18 protein-coding genes are annotated in these 19,961 nt (G+C 46.1%); 11 read left to right on the top strand and 7 right to left on the bottom strand.

The annotated features are described in order from the left end of the window. Positions 1-6: 6 nt before the first annotated feature. Genes MKX38_RS15570 through MKX38_RS15560 form a run of 3 tightly spaced genes read right to left on the bottom strand, consistent with a single transcriptional unit; the run spans position 7 to position 3,466 of the window. Positions 7-1,230 carry a glycosyltransferase family 4 protein gene (locus tag MKX38_RS15570; RefSeq protein WP_137200968.1) on the bottom strand — a complete coding sequence of 408 codons (1,224 nt, stop codon included), beginning with the start codon at positions 1,228-1,230 and terminating at the stop codon, positions 7-9. Positions 1,231-1,232: 2 nt separating this feature from the next. After that, positions 1,233-2,183, bottom strand: coding sequence for an NAD-dependent epimerase/dehydratase family protein (locus tag MKX38_RS15565; RefSeq protein ID WP_029318306.1), 951 nt, complete (start codon positions 2,181-2,183; stop codon positions 1,233-1,235). Beyond that, the gene (locus MKX38_RS15560; protein ID WP_339187659.1) at positions 2,180-3,466 is read right to left on the bottom strand and encodes a UDP-glucose/GDP-mannose dehydrogenase family protein; all 1,287 of its coding nucleotides are present in this window, start codon (positions 3,464-3,466) and stop codon (positions 2,180-2,182) included. The genes MKX38_RS15565 and MKX38_RS15560 overlap by 4 nt, the downstream gene beginning before the upstream one ends. A gap of 171 nt (positions 3,467-3,637) precedes the next feature. Between MKX38_RS15560 and MKX38_RS15555 the strand changes: the two genes are divergently transcribed. Beyond that, positions 3,638-4,456, top strand: a complete 819-nt coding sequence (locus tag MKX38_RS15555) for a UTP--glucose-1-phosphate uridylyltransferase (protein ID WP_003229044.1) — start codon at positions 3,638-3,640, stop codon at positions 4,454-4,456. 8 nt (positions 4,457-4,464) lie between these two features. Here the strand turns inward: MKX38_RS15555 and MKX38_RS15550 are convergent, their stop codons facing one another. Beyond that, positions 4,465-5,184, bottom strand: a complete 720-nt coding sequence (locus tag MKX38_RS15550; RefSeq protein ID WP_033884539.1) for a yteA family sporulation protein — start codon at positions 5,182-5,184, stop codon at positions 4,465-4,467. 289 nt (positions 5,185-5,473) lie between these two features. Here MKX38_RS15550 and MKX38_RS15545 point away from each other — a divergent pair, with 289 nt between their 5' ends. The 10 genes from MKX38_RS15545 (at position 5,474) to mntD (ending at position 17,114) form a co-directional block, all read left to right on the top strand. Further along, positions 5,474-6,889, top strand: coding sequence for an isochorismate synthase MenF (locus MKX38_RS15545; protein WP_116316183.1), 1,416 nt, complete (start codon positions 5,474-5,476; stop codon positions 6,887-6,889). Further along, positions 6,886-8,628 carry a 2-succinyl-5-enolpyruvyl-6-hydroxy-3-cyclohexene-1-carboxylic-acid synthase gene (gene menD / locus MKX38_RS15540; RefSeq protein WP_339187657.1) on the top strand — a complete coding sequence of 581 codons (1,743 nt, stop codon included), beginning with the start codon at positions 6,886-6,888 and terminating at the stop codon, positions 8,626-8,628. Before MKX38_RS15545 ends, menD begins: the two co-directional genes overlap by 4 nt. After that, positions 8,616-9,440, top strand: a complete 825-nt coding sequence (gene menH / locus MKX38_RS15535; RefSeq protein ID WP_339187654.1) for a 2-succinyl-6-hydroxy-2,4-cyclohexadiene-1-carboxylate synthase — start codon at positions 8,616-8,618, stop codon at positions 9,438-9,440. Before menD ends, menH begins: the two co-directional genes overlap by 13 nt. 34 nt (positions 9,441-9,474) lie before the next feature. Continuing rightward, the gene (gene menB, locus MKX38_RS15530; RefSeq protein ID WP_003229054.1) at positions 9,475-10,290 is read left to right on the top strand and encodes a 1,4-dihydroxy-2-naphthoyl-CoA synthase; all 816 of its coding nucleotides are present in this window, start codon (positions 9,475-9,477) and stop codon (positions 10,288-10,290) included. A gap of 90 nt (positions 10,291-10,380) precedes the next feature. Further along, entirely contained in the window at positions 10,381-11,841 is a 1,461-nt protein-coding gene (locus tag MKX38_RS15525; protein WP_339187652.1) for an o-succinylbenzoate--CoA ligase, read from the top strand. After that, a complete protein-coding gene (gene menC / locus MKX38_RS15520; RefSeq protein WP_003229057.1) occupies positions 11,838-12,953 on the top strand; it encodes an o-succinylbenzoate synthase in 1,116 nt (371 codons plus the stop codon). Before MKX38_RS15525 ends, menC begins: the two co-directional genes overlap by 4 nt. 279 nt (positions 12,954-13,232) lie before the next feature. After that, complete coding sequence (gene mntA / locus MKX38_RS15515) at positions 13,233-14,153, top strand: manganese ABC transporter substrate-binding protein/adhesin MntA (RefSeq protein WP_003229060.1); 921 nt, start codon at positions 13,233-13,235, stop codon at positions 14,151-14,153. An 18-nt stretch (positions 14,154-14,171) separates the two neighbouring features. Continuing rightward, a complete protein-coding gene (gene mntB, locus MKX38_RS15510; protein ID WP_017695441.1) occupies positions 14,172-14,924 on the top strand; it encodes a manganese ABC transporter ATP-binding protein MntB in 753 nt (250 codons plus the stop codon). A gap of 5 nt (positions 14,925-14,929) precedes the next feature. Continuing rightward, a complete protein-coding gene (gene mntC, locus MKX38_RS15505) occupies positions 14,930-16,237 on the top strand; it encodes a manganese ABC transporter permease MntC (protein ID WP_339187649.1) in 1,308 nt (435 codons plus the stop codon). After that, the gene (mntD, locus tag MKX38_RS15500) at positions 16,227-17,114 is read left to right on the top strand and encodes a manganese ABC transporter permease MntD (RefSeq protein WP_038429500.1); all 888 of its coding nucleotides are present in this window, start codon (positions 16,227-16,229) and stop codon (positions 17,112-17,114) included. Before mntC ends, mntD begins: the two co-directional genes overlap by 11 nt. An 18-nt stretch (positions 17,115-17,132) precedes the next feature. On the opposite strand, the gene MKX38_RS15495 is transcribed toward mntD, so the two are convergent. From MKX38_RS15495 to MKX38_RS15485, 3 genes are read right to left on the bottom strand one after another with little or no spacing between them, the layout of a single operon-like run. Further along, a complete protein-coding gene (locus tag MKX38_RS15495; RefSeq protein ID WP_003229069.1) occupies positions 17,133-17,291 on the bottom strand; it encodes a DUF1540 domain-containing protein in 159 nt (52 codons plus the stop codon). A 53-nt stretch (positions 17,292-17,344) separates the two neighbouring features. Further along, positions 17,345-18,385: a cytochrome d ubiquinol oxidase subunit II gene (locus MKX38_RS15490; RefSeq protein ID WP_014480631.1), complete on the bottom strand. Its 1,041-nt coding sequence runs from the start codon at positions 18,383-18,385 to the stop codon at positions 17,345-17,347. Between the two features lie 43 nt (positions 18,386-18,428). Beyond that, a complete protein-coding gene (locus MKX38_RS15485; protein WP_339187645.1) occupies positions 18,429-19,760 on the bottom strand; it encodes a cytochrome ubiquinol oxidase subunit I in 1,332 nt (443 codons plus the stop codon). Positions 19,761-19,961 lie beyond the last annotated feature (201 nt).

The raw sequence follows: 19,961 nt of genomic DNA, 5'->3' as shown, positions 1-19,961 counted from the left end.
TAGGTTTTATGTTTTTGCTTTCACAAAAAGCTGATTGATAGATGATAAATCAAAATTTTGCGTCAGAAAAGGCGGCGGAAATTGTTTGTTTTTCGGGGTCAGAACGGATTGGTAAACAGTATTGAGCCTTTTGGCAGCATGGGTAAAGGTAAATAAAGCTTCTACATGCTTTCGGGCGTTTTTTGTCATTTTGTTCATTAATTCTTGATCTGTAAAGGCTCTGTCAATTGCTTTTGCAAATGAAGAAGGTTTGTTGTATCTGTCGATGACAAGGCCAGTGACTTCGTGTTTTACGACTTCACCGTTTCCGCCCCGGTTTGTGGTAATTAAGGGCGTGCCGGCCGCCATTGCTTCATAATTCACACGGGCGAGGGGTTCATTCCACTGAGAGCTGCACACAAATACATCTGCCATCAGAAAAAGGTTTGGGATATCGTCTGCGGGAATGAATTTTGTAAAGATTATGTGGTCTCTGTATGGCAGCGCCAGCGTGCGCAGATAGGTGACATATTGGTTTTCGCTGTCATCGCTGAACCACTTCCCGCCTGCTATGACCAGTACAGCATCAGGGTGCTGCTGCAAAATCCGTCTCATGCTGTGAATGAGAAGGTGAGGCCCTTTTGTCGGGCTTAAGCGGCCGGCGAATAAAATAACTTTTTTATCTTCAATACCGTATTTTTTCCGGTATGTTTTTCTGACAGCCGAGCCTTTCATCGTCCAGACGGGCGGATAAGAGTTTAAATCAACGCCGGAATACACAACTTTTGTGATGTCCTCGGCTTCAGGGAAACGTTCAATGACGGTTTGTTTAATAAATTCGCTCACTGTTGTGATCATGGAGACATTGTCGAGTACTTCTTTTCCTTGCGCGAAGGTCATCTTTTTTTCAGAAAACATTTCGTTATGCAGGCTCAGAACGATCTTGCTGTTTGGTGAGGCTTTTTTATATAAAGAGACATTTAAAGGCCTGTTGAACACATGAATGAGGTCAAAGGAAGAGGCTCGCAGCTCTTCGGCTACCGCCTCGCGGTAATGTTCTTTTGGCAGATGGATATAATGTACGCCGTCTTTTGTTTCTCTTTTTGGAAGCGCTGGATCTTCTATTGAAAAAATGGTCAGGTCGTACCTGCTGCTGAAATAGGGCGTGACACCGTCAATCATCATTTGAATAGCGCCGCCGCGTACTGCGGGCGCCGGCAGCTTTTCTGTACAGATAAAGGCAAGCTTCATTTTTATTCCCCCTGATACAGCGACGATAAATAGGCGATTTCGTTGGTCAAGCCATCCTTTAAGGATGTGGCGGGATCATAATGCAAGAGCTGTTTTGCTTTTGAAATATCCGCCCACGTGTTGCTCGGTTCCCCTGCTATTTTGTCCGAAAAGTGCAGTGTTGCTTTTCTCCCGGAAATATCCTCAATGAGGGAGACAACTTTTAAGACTGAGGCACGCTCTGCGCCGCCGATATTTACTGTTTCACCAATAAGGTGGGGTTTCCCAAGAACAGCGGTGATGCCTTTGACACAGTCGCTGATATAAGTGAAATCTCTTGACTGCTGCCCATCACCGAAGATGGTAAGCGGCTTTTGCTGAAGGTGCTGCTTAATGAGCCGGTGAAAAGCCATATCCGGCCGCTGTCTTGGCCCGTATACGGTAAAAAAACGGAGAATCACAATTGGAATGCCAAAGCTCTGTTTATACACATGGCAAAGCTTTTCTCCCGTAAGCTTTGTTACCCCGTACGGAGATAAAGGAGAAAGCGACGTGTTTTCGCTGACTTTTCCTTGTTTTTCGCCATAGACGGAAGAGGTGGATGCAAAGACGAACGTTTGAATAGAATGTTCCCGGCACGCCTCGAGGAGCCTTTGGAGCGCTTGGATATTATGTGCGGCATATGGGTGAAAATGATTGCCCCAGCTTGAGCGGACACCCGGTATGGCCGCCAAATGAAAGATGACGTCCACTCCTTCCAGTAAGGGAGCAAGATCGGCTGTCAGCAGATTTTCCTTTATGAACGTAAATCGCTTTTCCGGCAGCAGGTTTTTAAGGTTTTTTAATTTCAAGGAAAATGGAGTAGGACCGATAAAGTCATCGATTCCGATAACGTTATGTTTCTTATCTTTTAGTAATTCTTCGCAGAGGTGGGAGCCGATAAAGCCAGCTGCTCCTGTGACGAGTATTTTCATGGACGGCCAACTCCCGTACAGATCAGGCCGCAAGCCTCGATCAGTTCTTTTTTTAGTACGTTGCGTCCGTCAATCACAAGACGCCCTTTCATGATATCTGCAGCCTTTTTCCAATCAAACGCTAAAAACTCAGACCATTCTGTCGCCAAAAATAAAAAGTCACTCTCTTCGATCGCATCAAAAGCTTGAGAATGCTGAGTTACATGTTGCCGCAAATGTTCTGGAAGTACAGCTTCAGGATCATATGCATGAACATCACATCCCAGCTCCGCCAGCCTTTCCATCAGTCTGACAGCCTGAGAATTCCGGATGTCATCAGTATTCGGTTTGAAGGAAATGCCGAGTACAGCCGCTTTCTTGCCTTGAAGTTTTTCGAAGAATGACTGTATTTTTTTGATATACAGGCCAAGCTGGGTGTCATTAATGTGCTGCACGGCCCGGAGCAGGAAGGTCTCCGTGTTTTTTTCCTGGGCAGCAAATTGCAGCGCCTGCAGATCCTTTGGAAAACAAGAGCCTCCGTATCCGATGCCTGCCTGCAAAAAGTGCTTCCCGATCCTTGGGTCTAGACCGATAGCGCGGGAAATATCTGAGATATCTGATTGATAGGCTTCACATATGCGGGCCATTTCGTTAATGAACGAAATTTTGGCCGCTAAAAAGAAATTGTTGGCATATTTGATCAGCTCTGCTCCTGCTAAGCTTGTAACGATAAAAGGGGTATCAATGTGTTTGTAAATGGATTTGACGATGGCTGCCGATACGTGATCTTCTTCCTGAACACCGATGACTGTTTTGTCAGGATGCAGCATGTCATATAAGGCATTGCCTTCCCGCAGAAACTCCGGATTGGATACGATATTAAAGAGGTTTTTAGATACTCCGGAGGCAATCAGCTGTTTTGCTATGTTTTCATTTGTCCCGGGCGGAACAGTGCTTTTCGTAATAATGGTTTTATACGATCGGATCGCCTCGCTTAAATCACCGATGACGGACTGCAGGGCTTTCGTATCAGCTGATCCGTCCGAACGCGGCGGAGTTCCGACTGCGATAAAAATAACGGGACATTCCTCCATGCTCGATTTCACTTCAGAAGAAAACGAGAGATTGCCGCAACGAAGTATTGCATCTGAAAGCCCAGGCTCGTAAAAGGGAATGACTCCTTTTTTCAGCTGCCCGATTTTTTTGACGTCTTTGTCTGTGCATATCATGTCATGTCCGATGGATGCCAGTGCCGCTGATAGGGTTAAACCGACATACCCGGCGCCAACCACACAAATTTTCATCACCTGAGCTCCTTTACAAGATTACTGGTCATATATCAATATCCTATTAAAAAAGGGCTGGTTCGTGATTCCGCTTTCTGCCCAGTTGCTTCCGCCTAATTTCAGATGTACAAACATCGGGATGCGCTCTTGGAATATCATGTAATAAACATGAGCTGAGGGGAAAATACCATGATAAAAAAAGCGATCATTCCTGCAGGCGGATTCGGCACGAGAAATCTGCCGGTGACGAAGGTGATTCCGAAAGAAATGTTTCCAGTAGGATCTAAGCCTGTGATTCATTATCTTGTTGAAGAATTAAAGGAGTCAGGCATTGAGGACATTTTGATGGTTGTATCGAGCCATAAAAATCTGATTGTCGACTATTTTGATTCCTCTTTGGCACTTGAGGCTTTTTTGGCCTCTAAGAATAAACTGCATTTACTTAGAGAGCATCCCATTCCGGATATACGGATTCACTATGTGCGGCAGCCTTATGCAAAGGGTCTTGGCGACGCCATTTCTTTCGGAAAGCAATTTGCAGGCGGAGAGCCTTTTGCCGTCGTTTTGCCAGATGATCTGATTTTTTCCGCCAATCAGCCGGCTTTGGGGCAGCTGATTGAAGCATATACGAAATATCAGTCCAGTGTGATCGGCTTAAAAGAAACAAAAACGGAGGATTTACATCATTACGGGGTGATAAAAGGGGAGCCTGTTGAAAAAGGGCTTTATCGCATACAGGATATTGTGGAAAAGCCTAAACAAAACCCTCCGTCTCATTTTGCCGCAGCAGGGCGTTATATTTTCACACCGGATATTTTTAATGAGCTGGAGGCATTAGAAGCTGACAGCGGAGGAGAAGTGCAGGTAACGGATGCGATAAAAGCTTCGCTCGGGGCATGTACCGTATACGGGAAATTGCTAGAGGGCGAGCGGTATGACATCGGCCTGCAAAAGGATTATCTGAAGCTGATTTACGATATGCTGAAAACGGAAAAGAACCCCCAATAATTGGGGGTTCAATCAGCGTGGAGATCGCCGAATGTGGTCATGATTCCCTCTTCGTCAAGTTCTTCTTCATAGCGCTCATGGGCTCTGCTTTGATAAACGGTAATTTCTTTTCCAGTGATATCTGTAGCGATGAAATTTTCGTAAGACTCCGTATTGCCGATATTCTCTTCGGCATTCATCGTCATATCATCATAGCTGAGCGGAGGGTTTTCCATATCCTGCGGCGTTTGTGAGTTACCATATTTTTCGACATCCTGATAGGAATCCTCACTGTCATATGGCGCTCTGATTTCTTCATCATCATCAAATTCAAATTGCCCGAATGGTGTTTCTTCTTCAATCGGACGGTCTCTGGAAACCACGTCCTGTGACGAATACTCCGCGAGGGTTGTGGCAGTCGGAAGCGCTTCAAGTCGTTCGAAAGGGATTTCCTTTCCGCTGACTTCACAAATGCCATACGTACCGTTTTCTATCGCCTTCAATGAATGCTCAATGTCCCGAAGGTGCTCTCTCTCATGCAAGTCTAGAGCGATGTCTTTCTCACGCTCGTAAAGTTCTGTCGCCTGATCGCCGGGATGGTTGTCGTATGCCGAAAGCTCACCCCACGAATCATAAGGAAAGGCTGAGTTAAGCTGAAAATGATCATTGTCTTTGAAACGGTTTAAGATATCTTTTTTCGTTTGTTCCAGTTCATTTTTTAAATGCTGAAGCTGTTCTTTCGTAAGCAATGTGATCGCCTCGTTTCTCTGTGATGCATACCTTTAGTATGAACAGATCGCCTGAGAACTTTCATAAATGGCGGGTGGAGGAATATAGGAGGTTTTCCTTTTATGGTAAGCGGATACAACCTTTGCTATCAGTGGAGAAAGAAATTTAAGCTTTGTTTCTTTTTCATTTCTGAAATTAGGTTTATAATAGGTAAGGCAGGCCATTTGGACTGCATGATCTGTGTTTGACACAAAGGAGACACAGGTGTATGGTATTAAAAGCATTTTAAGGATTATGGAGGAATGTCTCATGGTGACAACGGTGCAGCGTACGTTCCGAAAGGAAGTTCTACATGCATTACATAAAGCCAAAGAAGTCAACCATGCTGTCTTAATAAGCTATTCGAGACAAATCGAGTCTCTTGACCCTCTATCATTTTTCAATTACGGAGCAAAAAAATATACAGGCAATCGATTTTTTTGGTCAGATCCTGAAAGTGAATTGACAATAGTCGGTCTTGGCAAAGAAGCGGTTTTCCAGACAAATCAAAAAAACAGCGAGCGGTATCGTGAGGTTTTTGAACAATGGGAGCGCTTTAAAAAGACGGCTTTTCATATTTATGAAGAAGAAAAGCTGCAGCATTCTGCAGTGGGACCTGTGTTATTCGGAGGATTTTCTTTTGACCCTTGCGAAGAAAGAGGTTCACAATGGGACCATTTCTCGGAAGGGGATTTCTTTGTGCCTGCGCTTATGCTGACGATGACGGCTGAAGGCCCGTTCTTAACAGTTAACAGATGGGTAAGCGGAGGAGAAGACGCAGAAGCTGTTTTAGAAAGCTTAAAAGCTTTTGCGGCGGAATTTATGGTTCCCGATTTCAAGCAAGAAGATCAGGCTGTGATTGCAGCAGCCGAAGAGCTGGATAAGGATGATTGGCTGAAAGCAATCGAAACGGCCACAAGCCAAATTAAAGAGAAACAATATGATAAGGTTGTTCTTGCCCGAGAGCTGCTGCTCACGTTTGACGGTCCAATCCAAATTGAACCGGTGCTTAAAACGCTTCTGGACGATCAGCAGACAAGCTATGTTTTTGCAATTGAACAAGAAGGCAAAACCTTTGTCGGCGCGTCTCCGGAAAGACTGATCAAAAGAGACGGCGGCACTGTCATGTCTTCCTGTCTGGCAGGCTCCATTAAACGAGGCGTGAATGAAGAAGACGACCGCCGGATAGGCCTTGAATTATTAAACGATGAGAAAAACCTGCTTGAGCATGATATTGTGGTAGGTATGATTCATAATGCTTTTGTATCAAGCTGTTCAGAGGTTGAAAAGCCTGATGGACCTGTTTTGTACAAAACAAAAAGCGTTCAGCACCTGTTTACGCCGATTGTCGGACAGCTGCGCGAGTCTGCATCGATTTTTGACTTAATTGAGAAGCTGCATCCCACTCCGGCGCTTGGGGGAGCACCTCAGGAAAAAGCTGTTGACGTGATCAGGGAGATTGAACCGATGTCTCGCGGCTGGTATGCGGCCCCTATCGGCTGGATTGACAGCCAGGATAACGGGGAATTCGCGGTCGCCATTCGTTCAGGGCTCATCGAAGGAAGCACAGCAAGGCTGTTTGCCGGGTGCGGTATTGTGGAAGACTCGGAACCAATCTCGGAATATGAAGAAACACAGATTAAATTGAAGCCGATGATCTCTGCATTAGGAGGTGAGAGGCGTTGACAGTCAACCCGATTACTCATTACATCGGAAGTTTTATTGATGAATTCGCCCTTTCCGGAATTACGGACGCCGTCGTTTGTCCGGGCTCAAGATCTACACCGCTGGCTGTTCTTTGTGCTGCGCATCCCGATATCAGCGTCCATGTCCAAATTGATGAAAGGTCTGCCGGATTTTTTGCCTTAGGTTTGGCAAAAGCGAAGCAGCGTCCCGTACTATTGATCTGTACATCTGGAACAGCCGCGGCCAACTTTTATCCAGCTGTGGTTGAAGCCCATTATTCAAGGGTGCCTATTATTGTGTTAACTGCTGATCGGCCTCATGAGCTGCGCGAAGTAGGCGCACCGCAGGCTATTAATCAGCACTTCTTATTCGGTAACTTTGTTAAGTTTTTCACAGACTCTGCTCTTCCTGAAGAGTCTCCGCAAATGCTGAGATACATCCGAACGCTGGCAAGCCGCGCTGCCGGAGAAGCACAAAAGCGCCCGATGGGGCCTGTCCATGTGAATGTGCCGCTGCGCGAACCGCTGATGCCGGATCTTTCAGATGAGCCGTTTGGAAGAATGAGAACAGGCCGTCATGTGTCTGTGAAAACGGGTACGCAGTCTGTTGACCGAGAGTCCCTGTCTGATGTGGCTGAGATGCTCGCAGAGGCTGAAAAAGGAATGATCGTCTGCGGAGAGCTCCATAGTGATGTGGATAAGGAAAACATTATTGCGCTGTCAAAAGCGCTTCAGTATCCAATTTTAGCGGATCCGCTGTCTAATCTGCGGAATGGTGTTCATGATAAAAGCACTGTTATTGATGCGTATGATTCGTTTTTAAAAGATGATGAGCTGAAGCGGAAACTTCGTCCTGATGTTGTCATTCGGTTTGGACCGATGCCTGTTTCAAAACCGGTTTTCTTATGGCTTAAGGATGATCCGGCGATTCAGCAAATCGTGATTGACGAGGATGGAGGGTGGAGAGACCCGACACAGGCAAGCGCGCATATGATTCATTGTAATGCGTCTGTTTTTGCTGAGGAGATCATGGGAGGCCTTACTGCTGCTGCCAGATCCTCAGAGTGGCTGGAAAAGTGGCAGTTTGTCAATGGGCGGTTCCGCGAGCATCTGCAAACAATCAGCAGTGAAGATGTTTCGTTTGAAGGCAATCTCTATCGAATCCTTCAGCATCTTGTGCCTGAAAACAGCTCGCTGTTTGTGGGAAACAGCATGCCGATCAGGGATGTTGATACGTTTTTCGAAAAGCAGGACCGCCCTTTCCGGATTTATTCAAACCGGGGAGCAAACGGGATAGACGGTGTCGTCTCCTCTGCCATGGGGGTATGTGAAGGAACAAAAGCGCCTGTTACCCTTGTGATTGGAGATTTATCTTTTTATCACGATTTAAACGGCCTGCTGGCGGCCAAAAAGCTGGGTATTCCTCTTACTGTGATTCTTGTCAATAATGACGGAGGAGGGATTTTCTCCTTTTTGCCGCAGGCTTCTGAGAAGACACACTTTGAAGATTTGTTCGGCACACCGACAGGGCTCGATTTCAAGCATGCGGCTGCACTTTACGGCGGAACGTATTCATGCCCGGCTTCTTGGGATGAATTCAAAACAGCTTACGCGCCGCAGGCAGACAAGCCCGGACTCCATTTGATTGAAATCAAAACGGATCGCCAATCAAGAGTCCAGCTTCATCGCGATATGCTGAATGAGGCTGTGCGGGAAGTGAAAAAACAATGGGAACTGTAAACATAACGGTATCAGATGGTGTCCGATATGCAGTGGCAGACGAGGGCCCGATTGCTCCCGAAGTCGTCGTCTGTCTGCACGGGTTTACCGGCAGCAAACAATCATGGACTTTTCTTGATGAGATGCTGCCTCATTCCCGTTTGATCAAAATTGATTGTTTAGGGCATGGGGAAACCGATGCCCCGCTGAATGGGAAAAGATACAGCACAAGCCGGCAAGTTTCTGACCTTGCCGAGATTTTTGATCAATTAAAACTTCACAAAGTGAAATTGATTGGGTATTCTATGGGAGGAAGGCTTGCTTACTCTTTTGCGATGACATATCCCGAGCGGGTATTGGCACTTGTGCTTGAAAGCACGACACCGGGGCTCAAAACACTTGGGGAACGGCGGGAACGAATCATGCGGGACCGGAAGCTTGCTGATTTTATTTTACGAGACGGGCTCGAAGCGTTTGTTGCGTATTGGGAGAATATCCCTTTGTTTTCATCTCAGCAGAGGCTGGCTGAAGATATTCGGCACAGGATACGATCGGGCCGTCTGCGGAACAATAAGATTGGGCTTGCGAACAGTTTAACCGGCATGGGCACCGGTTCACAGCCTTCCTTGTGGAGCCGTGTAGAGGAAATAGATGTTCCTGTGCTTCTGATCTGCGGGGAGTGGGACGAAAAATTTTGCGCCATCAATCAAGAGGTGCATAAGATGCTTCCTTCTAGTAGAATAGAGATTGTTCCAAAAGCAGGACATACGGTCCATGTGGAACAGCCGCGATTGTTTGGTAAAATAGTGAGTGAGTTTTTGACAAGCATCTGACTCATTCACATAGAGAATAAAAGGAGGTCATCATATGGCTGAATGGAAAACAAAACGGACATACGATGAGATATTGTATGAAACGTATAATGGCATTGCAAAAATAACAATCAACCGACCTGAGGTACATAATGCGTTTACCCCTAAAACGGTTGCTGAAATGATTGATGCGTTTGCTGACGCAAGAGACGACCAAAACGTTGGGGTTATCGTGCTTGCCGGTGCAGGGGACAAAGCATTTTGTTCTGGCGGAGACCAAAAAGTGCGCGGCCACGGTGGATATGTAGGAGACGACCAGATCCCTCGTCTTAACGTATTGGATCTTCAGCGTTTAATCCGCGTCATCCCGAAACCGGTTGTTGCGATGGTGTCCGGCTATGCGATCGGCGGAGGCCATGTGCTTCACATCGTATGTGACTTGACAATTGCTGCGGACAACGCAATTTTCGGACAAACAGGCCCTAAAGTGGGAAGCTTCGATGCAGGTTACGGTTCTGGCTACCTGGCTCGAATTGTAGGACATAAAAAAGCACGTGAAATCTGGTACCTATGCCGTCAGTACAACGCACAGGAAGCACTGGACATGGGTCTTGTCAACACAGTCGTTCCTTTGGAACAGCTTGAAGAAGAAACGATTAAATGGTGTGAAGAAATGCTTGAAAAAAGCCCGACCGCACTGCGCTTTCTTAAAGCTGCGTTTAACGCGGACACAGACGGACTTGCTGGAATTCAGCAGTTTGCAGGGGATGCTACCCTTCTTTACTACACAACAGATGAAGCAAAAGAAGGCCGTGATTCCTTTAAGGAAAAACGCAAACCTGATTTCGGACAGTTCCCTCGTTTTCCGTGATCAGCAATACCTAGTAAACCAACAGCTTGAGACTTTGCGGTCCAAGCTGTTTTCTTTTCAATACAGACATTTTACCTCGGAGATGATGACATGCTGACAGAACAGCCCAACTGGCTCATGCAGCGGGCACAGCTGACACCTGAGAGAATCGCTCTCATCTATGAAGACCAAACCGTGACATTTGCAGAATTGTTTGCCGCGTCTAAACGAATGGCGGAACAGCTTGCCGCTCATTCGGTTCGGAAAGGGGATACTGCAGCTATTTTGCTCCAAAACCGTGCAGAAATGGTATACGCTGTTCACGCTTGTTTTTTGCTTGGTGTTAAGGCGGTGCTTTTGAATACGAAGCTGTCAACACATGAAAGGCTGTTTCAGCTGGAGGATTCGGGATCCGGCTTTTTATTGACAGATTCAAGCTTTGAGAAGAAAGAATATGAACACATCGTTCAAACGATTGATGTGGATGAATTGATGAAAGAAGCAGCACAGGAAATTGAGATCCAAGCTTATATGCAAATGGATGCAACGGCAACGCTGATGTATACGTCGGGTACGACAGGAAAGCCCAAGGGAGTTCAGCAAACGTTCGGAAACCACTATTTCAGTGCGGTGTCGTCCGCGCTTAATTTGGGTATAACAGAACAAGACCGCTGGCTTATCGCATTGCCGCTCTTTCATATCAGCGGCTTGTCCGCATTATTCAAATCTGTGATCTATGGAATGACTGTCGTGCTTCACCAGCGTTTTTCCGTAAGTGATGTGCTGGATTCTATCAATAGGCATGAAGTGACAATGATATCTGCGGTGCAGACTATGCTGGCCAGTCTTTTGGAAGAAACAAGCCGCTGCCCTGAATCCATCAGATGCATTCTTCTCGGCGGCGGCCCTGCACCTCTGCCATTGCTTGAGGAATGCCGTGAGAAAGGATTCCCTGTCTTTCAGTCATATGGAATGACAGAAACATGCTCACAAATTGTTACCCTGTCGCCGGAATTCAGTATGGAAAAGCTCGGATCTGCGGGGAAACCGCTGTTTTCATGTGAAATCAAAATAGAGCGGGACGGACAGGCATGTGAACCGTTTGTACACGGTGAAATCATGGTCAAAGGCCCGAATGTTATGAAAAGCTATTTTAACCGGGAGAGCGCAAACGAAGCCTCCTTTCAAAATGGCTGGCTGAAAACAGGTGATCTTGGTTATTTGGACAATGAAGGCTTTTTATATGTATTAGACAGACGTTCAGATCTGATCATATCCGGCGGAGAAAACATTTATCCGGCCGAAGTGGAGTCAGTACTGCTTTCACACCCCGCTGTGGCCGAAGCCGGGGTTTCAGGGGCTGAGGACAAAAAATGGGGGAAAGTGCCTCACGCCTATCTTGTCCTTCACAAGCCTGTGAGCGCAGGAGAATTGACTGACTACTGCAAAGAACGCTTGGCGAAGTATAAAATTCCGGCAAAATTCTTTGTGCTTGACCGCCTGCCGCGCAATGCGTCTAATAAGCTCTTGCGAAATCAGCTGAAGGATGCGCGTAAAGGAGAACTGCTATGATCGAAATAGAAAAAATCACGCTTTACCATTTGAGCATGAACTTAAAGAAACCGTTTAAAAACAGTATCGAAACGCTTCAAGAGCGTAAATTTCTGATCGTGGAAGCCATTGATACATCAGGTGTCACAGGCTGGGGAGAAGTTTCCGCTTTCTCTTCGCCTTGGTACACCGAGGAAACCATTGGAACATGTTTGCATATGCTAAAAGATTTTTTTATCCCAAATGTCGTCGGCCGTGAATTCAATCACCCTTCAGAAGTGCCGGACAGCCTGGCGCGGTATAAAGGAAACCGGATGGCAAAAGCGGGACTTGAATCGGCTGTATGGGATATTTATGCCAAAAAGAAGGGCGTATCCCTTGCTGAGGCATTGGGCGGAACAAGAGATAAAGTCCCTGCCGGGGTGGTAGTCGGCCTGGCGCCTCTTGACGATATGCTGAAGGAAATTGAGAGCTATCAAAAAGAAGGTTATCAAAGAATAAAAATTAAAATTCAGCCTGGGCAGGATGTGGAATTGGTCAAGGCCATCCGCAGCCGATTCCCAAACATCCCGCTTATGGCCGATGCCAATTCCTCTTACGAACTGAAGGATATCAGCCGTTTAAAGGAGCTTGATGACTATCATTTAATGATGATTGAGCAGCCGCTCCAAGCTGACGATATCGTTGACCACCGCCACTTGCAGAAACATTTGAAAACGGCCATTTGCCTTGATGAGAGCATTTGTTCAGTTGATGATGCGAGACGGGCGATTGAGCTAGGAAGCTGCAAAATTATTAATATAAAACCTTCTCGTGTCGGCGGCTTAACAGAAGCCTTAAAAATTCATGATTTATGCAAAGAGCATCATATGCAGGTTTGGTGCGGAGGAATGCTGGAAACAGGCATATCAAGAGCGCAGAACGTGGCGCTTGCTTCACTGCCTCAATTCACAATACCTGGCGATATATCTTCATCCTCACGCTATTGGGATGAAGATATTGTAACTCCTGATATTCGTATTGATAATGGATTTATTTCTGTGTCAAAACAGCCTGGTTTAGGGGTTGAGGTAAACCAAGATATTATGCGAAAATATGTGACCAAAATGGATGTTTTCACACAGCATGGTTAAGAAAAAAGCATTTTGCTATTTTGAATAAATGACACTGTGCTGTTACAGTAAAAGTGTTCGTTGAATACATCCCTTCTCGTTTGGACCGGCTGCTGACCCAGCCGGTTTTTTTATGTAAATCAGCTTGACAAAAATGGCCAAACGCGATAATTTTGCATAAGGGAAACTTTTTGTCCTGTGTAAATAAAACATGCTTTTGGCTAATTTAATGTCACATGTCTAAGAACTGACAACATAAGATAAAACAATCGGACATTGATGGCAAAGAGGAGGAGAAATATGAGACAAGGGCTGATGGCAGCAGTACTTTTTGCGACCTTTGCTTTAACGGGATGCGGAACGGATTCAGCCGGAAAAAGCGCTGATCAGCAATTACAAGTGACAGCGACAACATCTCAAATTGCCGATGCAGCAGAAAACATCGGAGGTAAGCATGTAAAAGTCACCTCTTTAATGGGACCGGGGGTTGATCCGCACCTTTACAAAGCTTCCCAAGGTGACACGAAAAAATTAATGTCTGCCGATGTTGTTCTGTACAGCGGGTTGCATTTGGAAGGGAAAATGGAGGATGTCCTCCAAAAAATCGGCGAACAAAAACAATCGGCGGCAGTAGCTGAGGCCATTCCGAAAAATAAGCTTATTCCCGCGGGGGAAGGCAAGACGTTTGATCCCCACGTCTGGTTCAGCATTCCGTTATGGATCTATGCGGTGGATGAAATTGAAGCGCAATTCAGCAAAGCAATGCCTCAGCACGCAGATGCCTTTCGGAAAAATGCCAAAGAGTACAAAGAAGATTTGCAATATTTAGATAAGTGGTCGCGTAAGGAGATCGCACATATTCCGGAGAAAAGCCGTGTGCTTGTGACTGCTCATGATGCGTTTGCGTACTTTGGGAATGAGTATGGATTTAAGGTAAAAGGCCTGCAGGGACTCAGCACAGATTCGGACTATGGATTAAGGGATGTTCAGGAGCTGGTTGATCTTCTGACAGAAAAACAAATAAAAGCTGTGTTCGTAGAAAGCAGTGTATCTGAAAAATCAATCAATGCAGTGGTGGAAGGCGCTAAAGAAAAAGGCCATACAGTCACAATCGGCGGTCAGCTTTATTCGGATGCCATGGGTGAAAAGGGCACAAAAGAAGGCACATACGAAGGAATGTTCCGCCACAATATCAACACGATTACTAAAGCGCTTAAATAAAGAAAAGAGGTGGAGGATATGTTCCCTGTTGAGCTTGATAATGTGACGGTTGCTTATCATAAAAAGCCTGTACTGCAGGACATTTCGCTGCAGGTGCCTGAAGGAAAACTTATTGGCATTATCGGCCCAAACGGCGCGGGAAAATCAACCTTGATCAAAACGATTCTCGGTCTTGTGCCCAGAGCTTCCGGAGACATCTCTATTTACGGCAAAGACTATAAGGATCAGCGGACCAGAATCGGATATGTTCCGCAGCGCGGCTCGGTTGACTGGGATTTCCCCACAAGCCCGCTCGATGTCGTCCTAATGGGAAGATACGGGAGAATCGGTTTATTAAAGAGGCCAAAGAAAGCGGATGTGGAGATGGCGAAGGCCGCATTAACAAAAGTCGGGATGCATGATTATGCGAAGAGGCAAATCAGCCAGCTGTCAGGCGGACAGCAGCAGCGGGTGTTTCTTGCCCGGGCACTCTGCCAGAACGCTGACATTTATTTTATGGATGAACCGTTTGCAGGTGTTGATGCAGCGACGGAGCGCGCGATTATGACGCTGTTGGCAGAGCTCAAAGAAAAAGGAAAAACCGTGCTTGTCGTCCATCATGATCTGCAGACCGCCGAGGATTATTTCGATTGGATCTTACTGCTTCATTTAAGGAAAATCGCTTTCGGACCGGCGGAAAACGTTTTTACGATCGAAAACCTGCAAAAAACATATGGAGGAAGGCTTACGTTTTTAAAAGATAAAGTGCTGGCAGAAGGACATAAGGAGTGAGCGCAATGTTTGAAAGTTTGTGGCTGCAGCTTCAGCATCTGAATACACAGTGGGTGCTGGCCGGTACGCTTTTGCTCGGGACGGCAAGCGGTGTTTTGGGCAGCTTTGTGCTGCTGAGAAAGCAAAGTTTAATCGGCGATGCGATGGCCCATTCAGCTCTGCCGGGAGTGTGTCTCGCTTTTCTGTTCACCGGGCAAAAATCACTGCCTTTCTTTTTGCTGGGGGCAGCGCTCGCCGGACTGCTCGGAACGTTTTGTATTCAGCTGATTCCTCGGCTTTCAAAAACAAAGGAGGACTCGGCGATCGGGATTGTTCTTTCTGTGTTTTTTGGCGTCGGGATCATTCTGCTGACATATATTCAGCAACAGGGGGCGGGAAGCCAAAGCGGGCTTGATTCTTTTTTATTCGGCCAGGCTGCTTCATTGGTCAGGCAGGATATCATCCTTATTGCAGGGATATCCGCTGTTCTACTGCTCCTATGTATTGTTTTCTTTAAGGAATTTACATTGATTACTTTTGATCTCGCGTTTGCAAAGGGATTAGGAATCCCGGTGCGTTTTTTAAACGGGCTTTTGGCTTGTCTGATTGTCTGTGCTGTCGTCATTGGGCTTCAGACTGTTGGTGTGATATTAATGGCGGCTATGCTGATTACACCTGCCATAACCGCGAGATATTGGACCGAACGGTTAACCGGGATGATCGTCATTGCCGGGATTACAGGCGGGGTCAGCGGCGCGGCCGGAACCCTGCTTAGCACCACGATGAAGGGAATGGCGACAGGGCCATTAATGATCTTATCTGCAACGCTGCTCTTTCTTGTTTCAATGATTTGCGCGCCTAAGCGGGGATTGGCTGCTAAAGCCATAAGGCTGATGAGGCTGCGGCGCAGAACAAGCAGGGAGCAAGTGCTTTTGGCGATTTATGAACAGTATGAAAAGAATAATCTTTGTGTAACTGTTGAAAGTGTAAGAAAGAAAAGACGCCTATCCCCTTCATTATGCCTTAAGGCATTAAATGACTTGGAACAAGAGAGGTGCATTGAGCGTATCGAAAATGGGATTTGGCAAATCACAAGCAAAGGGATAGAAAAAGGCTATCACACAGCTTTGAAGCAGCGGATGTATGAAGTGTATCTCATGCATGAAATGGAACTTGCCAATATAGAATCCGATCAGGACTACTTTGACCCGGACCGTTTACCGAGAGAAACGAGAGAGCGGCTTTATTCACTCTTAAAGCTGTATGGACGGATGCCTGAGCGTCGAAAAGCGTCTCATGATGCCGAGAAGGGACAGATCGCAAATGAGTTTTGAAGCATGGATTATAGCTACCGGTGTATTAGTCGGTGTAAGCTGCGGATTGATCGGCACATTTCTTGTGCTGAGAAGCATGGCGATGCTGGCCGACGCAATCAGTCATACAGTGTTGCTTGGCATTGTCGGCGCTTTTCTAGTGACGGGAAGTCTCGATGGGATTTCTATGTTTATCGGCGCAGCCGCAACCGGTCTGTTAACGGCTTTCTTGGTTCAGCTTCTTCATAGCAAGGGGGTTCAATCAGATGCTGCCATAGGAGTTGTGTTTACATCTTTATTTGCAATCGGGGTTATTTTGCTTTCTGTCTATGGAGCGAATGTCCATCTCGATATTGAGCACTCGTTAATGGGAGAAATCGCTTTTGTGCCGTGGAATATGGTGACGGTATTCGGGGTTGATATTGGGCCGAAAGCGTTTTGGATGCTGGCATCTGTTCTGGTTTTAAACGTAGTGTTGATCAGTGTGTGCTATAAGGAGTTTAAAATCGCTTCGTTTGATCCTCAAATGGCTTTAGCCTTGGGAATACCGGTTTTGCTCATTCATTACGTGCAAATGGGCATGCTGTCCCTGACGACTGTTGCTTCCTTTGATTCGGTGGGTGCTGTATTGGTTGTGGCCATGCTGATTGTTCCGCCTGCTGCGGCACATTTGCTGACAGACCGGCTTCTTTATATGCTGATTCTCAGCGCGTTGATTGGCGGGCTGTCGGCGGTCATGGGCTATTTCTTCGCAACGTGGCTTAATGTTTCGATTTCAGGAGCGATGGCGGCCATGACAGGTGTATGTTATGCAAGCGCCTTTTTGTTTTCACCTGCAAACGGGGTCATAACTAAAAAGCTGAGAACACTCAACATGCAAAAAGAAAGAGCTGGCTGATGCAGCTCTTTCTTTTAATTATAAATCATGCGGCTTAAACGTTTTGCAGTCTGTTTCCCGGCTGTTTTCAGCCGTTTCACCAGTATGGCTGACAACATAAATGGCATCAGCGGTGCATTTGTTACCTTTGCCCCAATAAGAACAGTTGTTGACCTCACATAGAATTTTCTGCTCCATGCCATCCCCTCCTTATAAAGGTTCTGGATTAGTATAGCCGGCTGGCTTGCCCTCTATTCCTCCTGGCGGATATAGCGTTTATCTCGCATAAACATTTTCCAGAAGAAAAAGAAGCCCGGAAATAGAATGATAAATGCAACGATATACGTTGCAAACAGCGCTCTGAACGTTGCTGGCTCTGTGAAGCCTGACATGACTGTCACATCGGGATAAATCATATACGGAAGATGCGCCCGCCCGTACGCGTAGCTTGCGAGAAAATACTGTATCCCAATCGCGACAAGTGCAAGCCGCGGTTTTCCGATGTTTTGCCCAAAGCTCTTATTAGGCAGAAAAAGGGCGATTCCAGCAATGACAAATGTAATGAACGATGCAATAATCCAAGTAAAATCATTCATCATTCCGCTGTACAGCCAGTTTGCTTCATTCCGCATTGTCACCATAATGCATACTGCAAACAACAGTGAAATCGGGCCGGTAATCAGGGCGCTTTTTCTGTAGGCTCGGTACGCATCCTGTTCCTCTGCCACATTTGAAACATCTGCAAGCAGCAGCGAGGACAAAAATAAGGTGCTTAAAATCGCAAACCCGATAAATGAATAGGCGTTGGGGCTTGAAAAGATTTTAGACATATTTAAGTTATAGATTCCATCCGTTTTTTCTATAAACCCTCCGTGTGTCACAGGAAGCACCAAAATTAAAATAGCAGGAATGATAAAGCCGGAGATGCCGGAAATATATCTTAGCGTTTTCCGCTCCTTTGCTGTATTTGAAAACACGAGAAATCCGCTTCGAATCGCTAAAAGCAGTAAAATCATGCTTCCGGGAATTAATAAAACGGTGCCGAGCACAAATGTCGCGCCGGGGAAAAAACTGAAAAGTGCCACGACGATGGCCACAATAAAGACGTTTGTGACCTCCCAAGTCGGGGACAAAAAGCGATTCGCAATATCGGTGGCCTTCATATGCTCCTTGTTTAAATAGATCATAGACCAAAATCCCGCTCCAAAATCCATTGTCGCCATGACGGCGTAAATAAACACAAAGCCCCAGATAATTGAGATGGCGATCAGAGCGTCAGTTGAAATCTCCATTTGTACGATCTTCCTTCCATTTGGTTTCCTGTTTGCGGAGCCATTACGACTCCGCTGTATTTAAATCTTCGTCAACCGGGTGCTTGCGGAAATAATACAGCAGCACGTAGACGACAGCTGCGCCTAACACGGCATAAACAAATGTGAAAAATAAGAACAGCACCCCGATCGAGCCAGTGGTTGTTACGACATCTGACGTTTTCAGCAAATGATAGATGACCCAAGGCTGCCTCCCCGTACATGCGAAAATCCAGCCGAATTCAATGCCGATGAGACTAAAAGGGCCTGCTGTCATGAAAATGACCAAAAGCCACGTTGGGAAACGGTCTTTCTTGAGCACCTTTCTCCAGACCACACCAATAATAGAATAAAGAATAAGCAGCATGCCTACACCGACCATCGCATTAAACAGCGTGTGAATGAAAAGCGGCGGCCATTCATCTCTCGGAAATGCATTTAATCCTTTTACAACAGTGTCAAAACGGTTCGCTGCCAAAAAGCTTAAAGCCCATGGAATCTCGATTGCCCATTTTACTTTTTCTTCATTCGGGTCGGTAAAACCGCCGATAGCGAGCGGGGCGTGGGATCTTGTTTCAAACAGGCCTTCCGCACCGGCTAATTTTTCGGGCTGGTATTCGTACAGCATCTGTGCAGATTCGTGTCCGTTCAAAGCGGTCAGCAATGAAAAAATACCGCCGATCGTCAGTGCGAGCAAAAGGGCTTTCCGGTGAAAGCGATAGACCTTTTCCTTTTTCCTCGTTCGGATCATTTTATACGCCGCAACAGAAGCCACGATAAACGCACCAGTCATAAACGCGGACAGCACGACATGGCCGGCAGTGATAAAAAAGCTAGGATTAAAAAACGCAGCCCACGGGTCAACATCTGTAATTTTTCCGTTTAAAATTTTAAAACCGGCGGGCGTACCTTCAAAAGCGTGAACATTCGTGATCAGAACAGCGGATGCTGCTGCCCCGAATAACACAAAGAAAACAGCAACAATCCTCATTGCAGGTGACAAACGGTCTGCAGCGTATACATAAATCGACATGAATAGGGCTTCAACAAAAAAAGCATAGATTTCAATTTGAAATGGCAGGGACATCACCCGGCCGATGACTTCCATAAATCCCGGCCATAAAAGCGCGAGCTGAGTGCCCGCGATCGTTCCGGTCGGTATGGCGACCCCCAGCAAAACGGCTTGTGCTTTCGTCCATCTTTTCGCCATGATCGCATAATGGTCATCTTTCGTTTTTTGATAGATCAATTCCGCCACTAAAATCATGAGCGGCAGACCGACTCCAAGTGTTGCGAAAATGATATGAAAGCCCATCGTCGTGCCAAAAAGGCTTCTGGCCAAAACTAAATCATCCACAATCGTAAACCACCTTTCCAAAAAGACGTTCTGTATGTATTTTGGGTTTATTATTTGCTTCCTCGGTTAGATTATTCTTCCTATTCTTAAATGCCATGAGGTTTACGATGTGAAAACAGAGGGAAGGATATAAGAAGATTGACAAAATGTTTGTAAGGTTATAAAATAAAACGTAATTATTACGATTTATTGAAAGGAGAT

Source organism: Bacillus sp. FSL M8-0025, from assembly GCF_037975475.1.
GTDB classification, from domain to species: domain Bacteria; phylum Bacillota; class Bacilli; order Bacillales; family Bacillaceae; genus Bacillus; species Bacillus subtilis.
The sequence above is the reverse complement of the archived record's forward strand: the minus strand, read 5'-3'. Positions and strand labels throughout refer to the sequence as shown.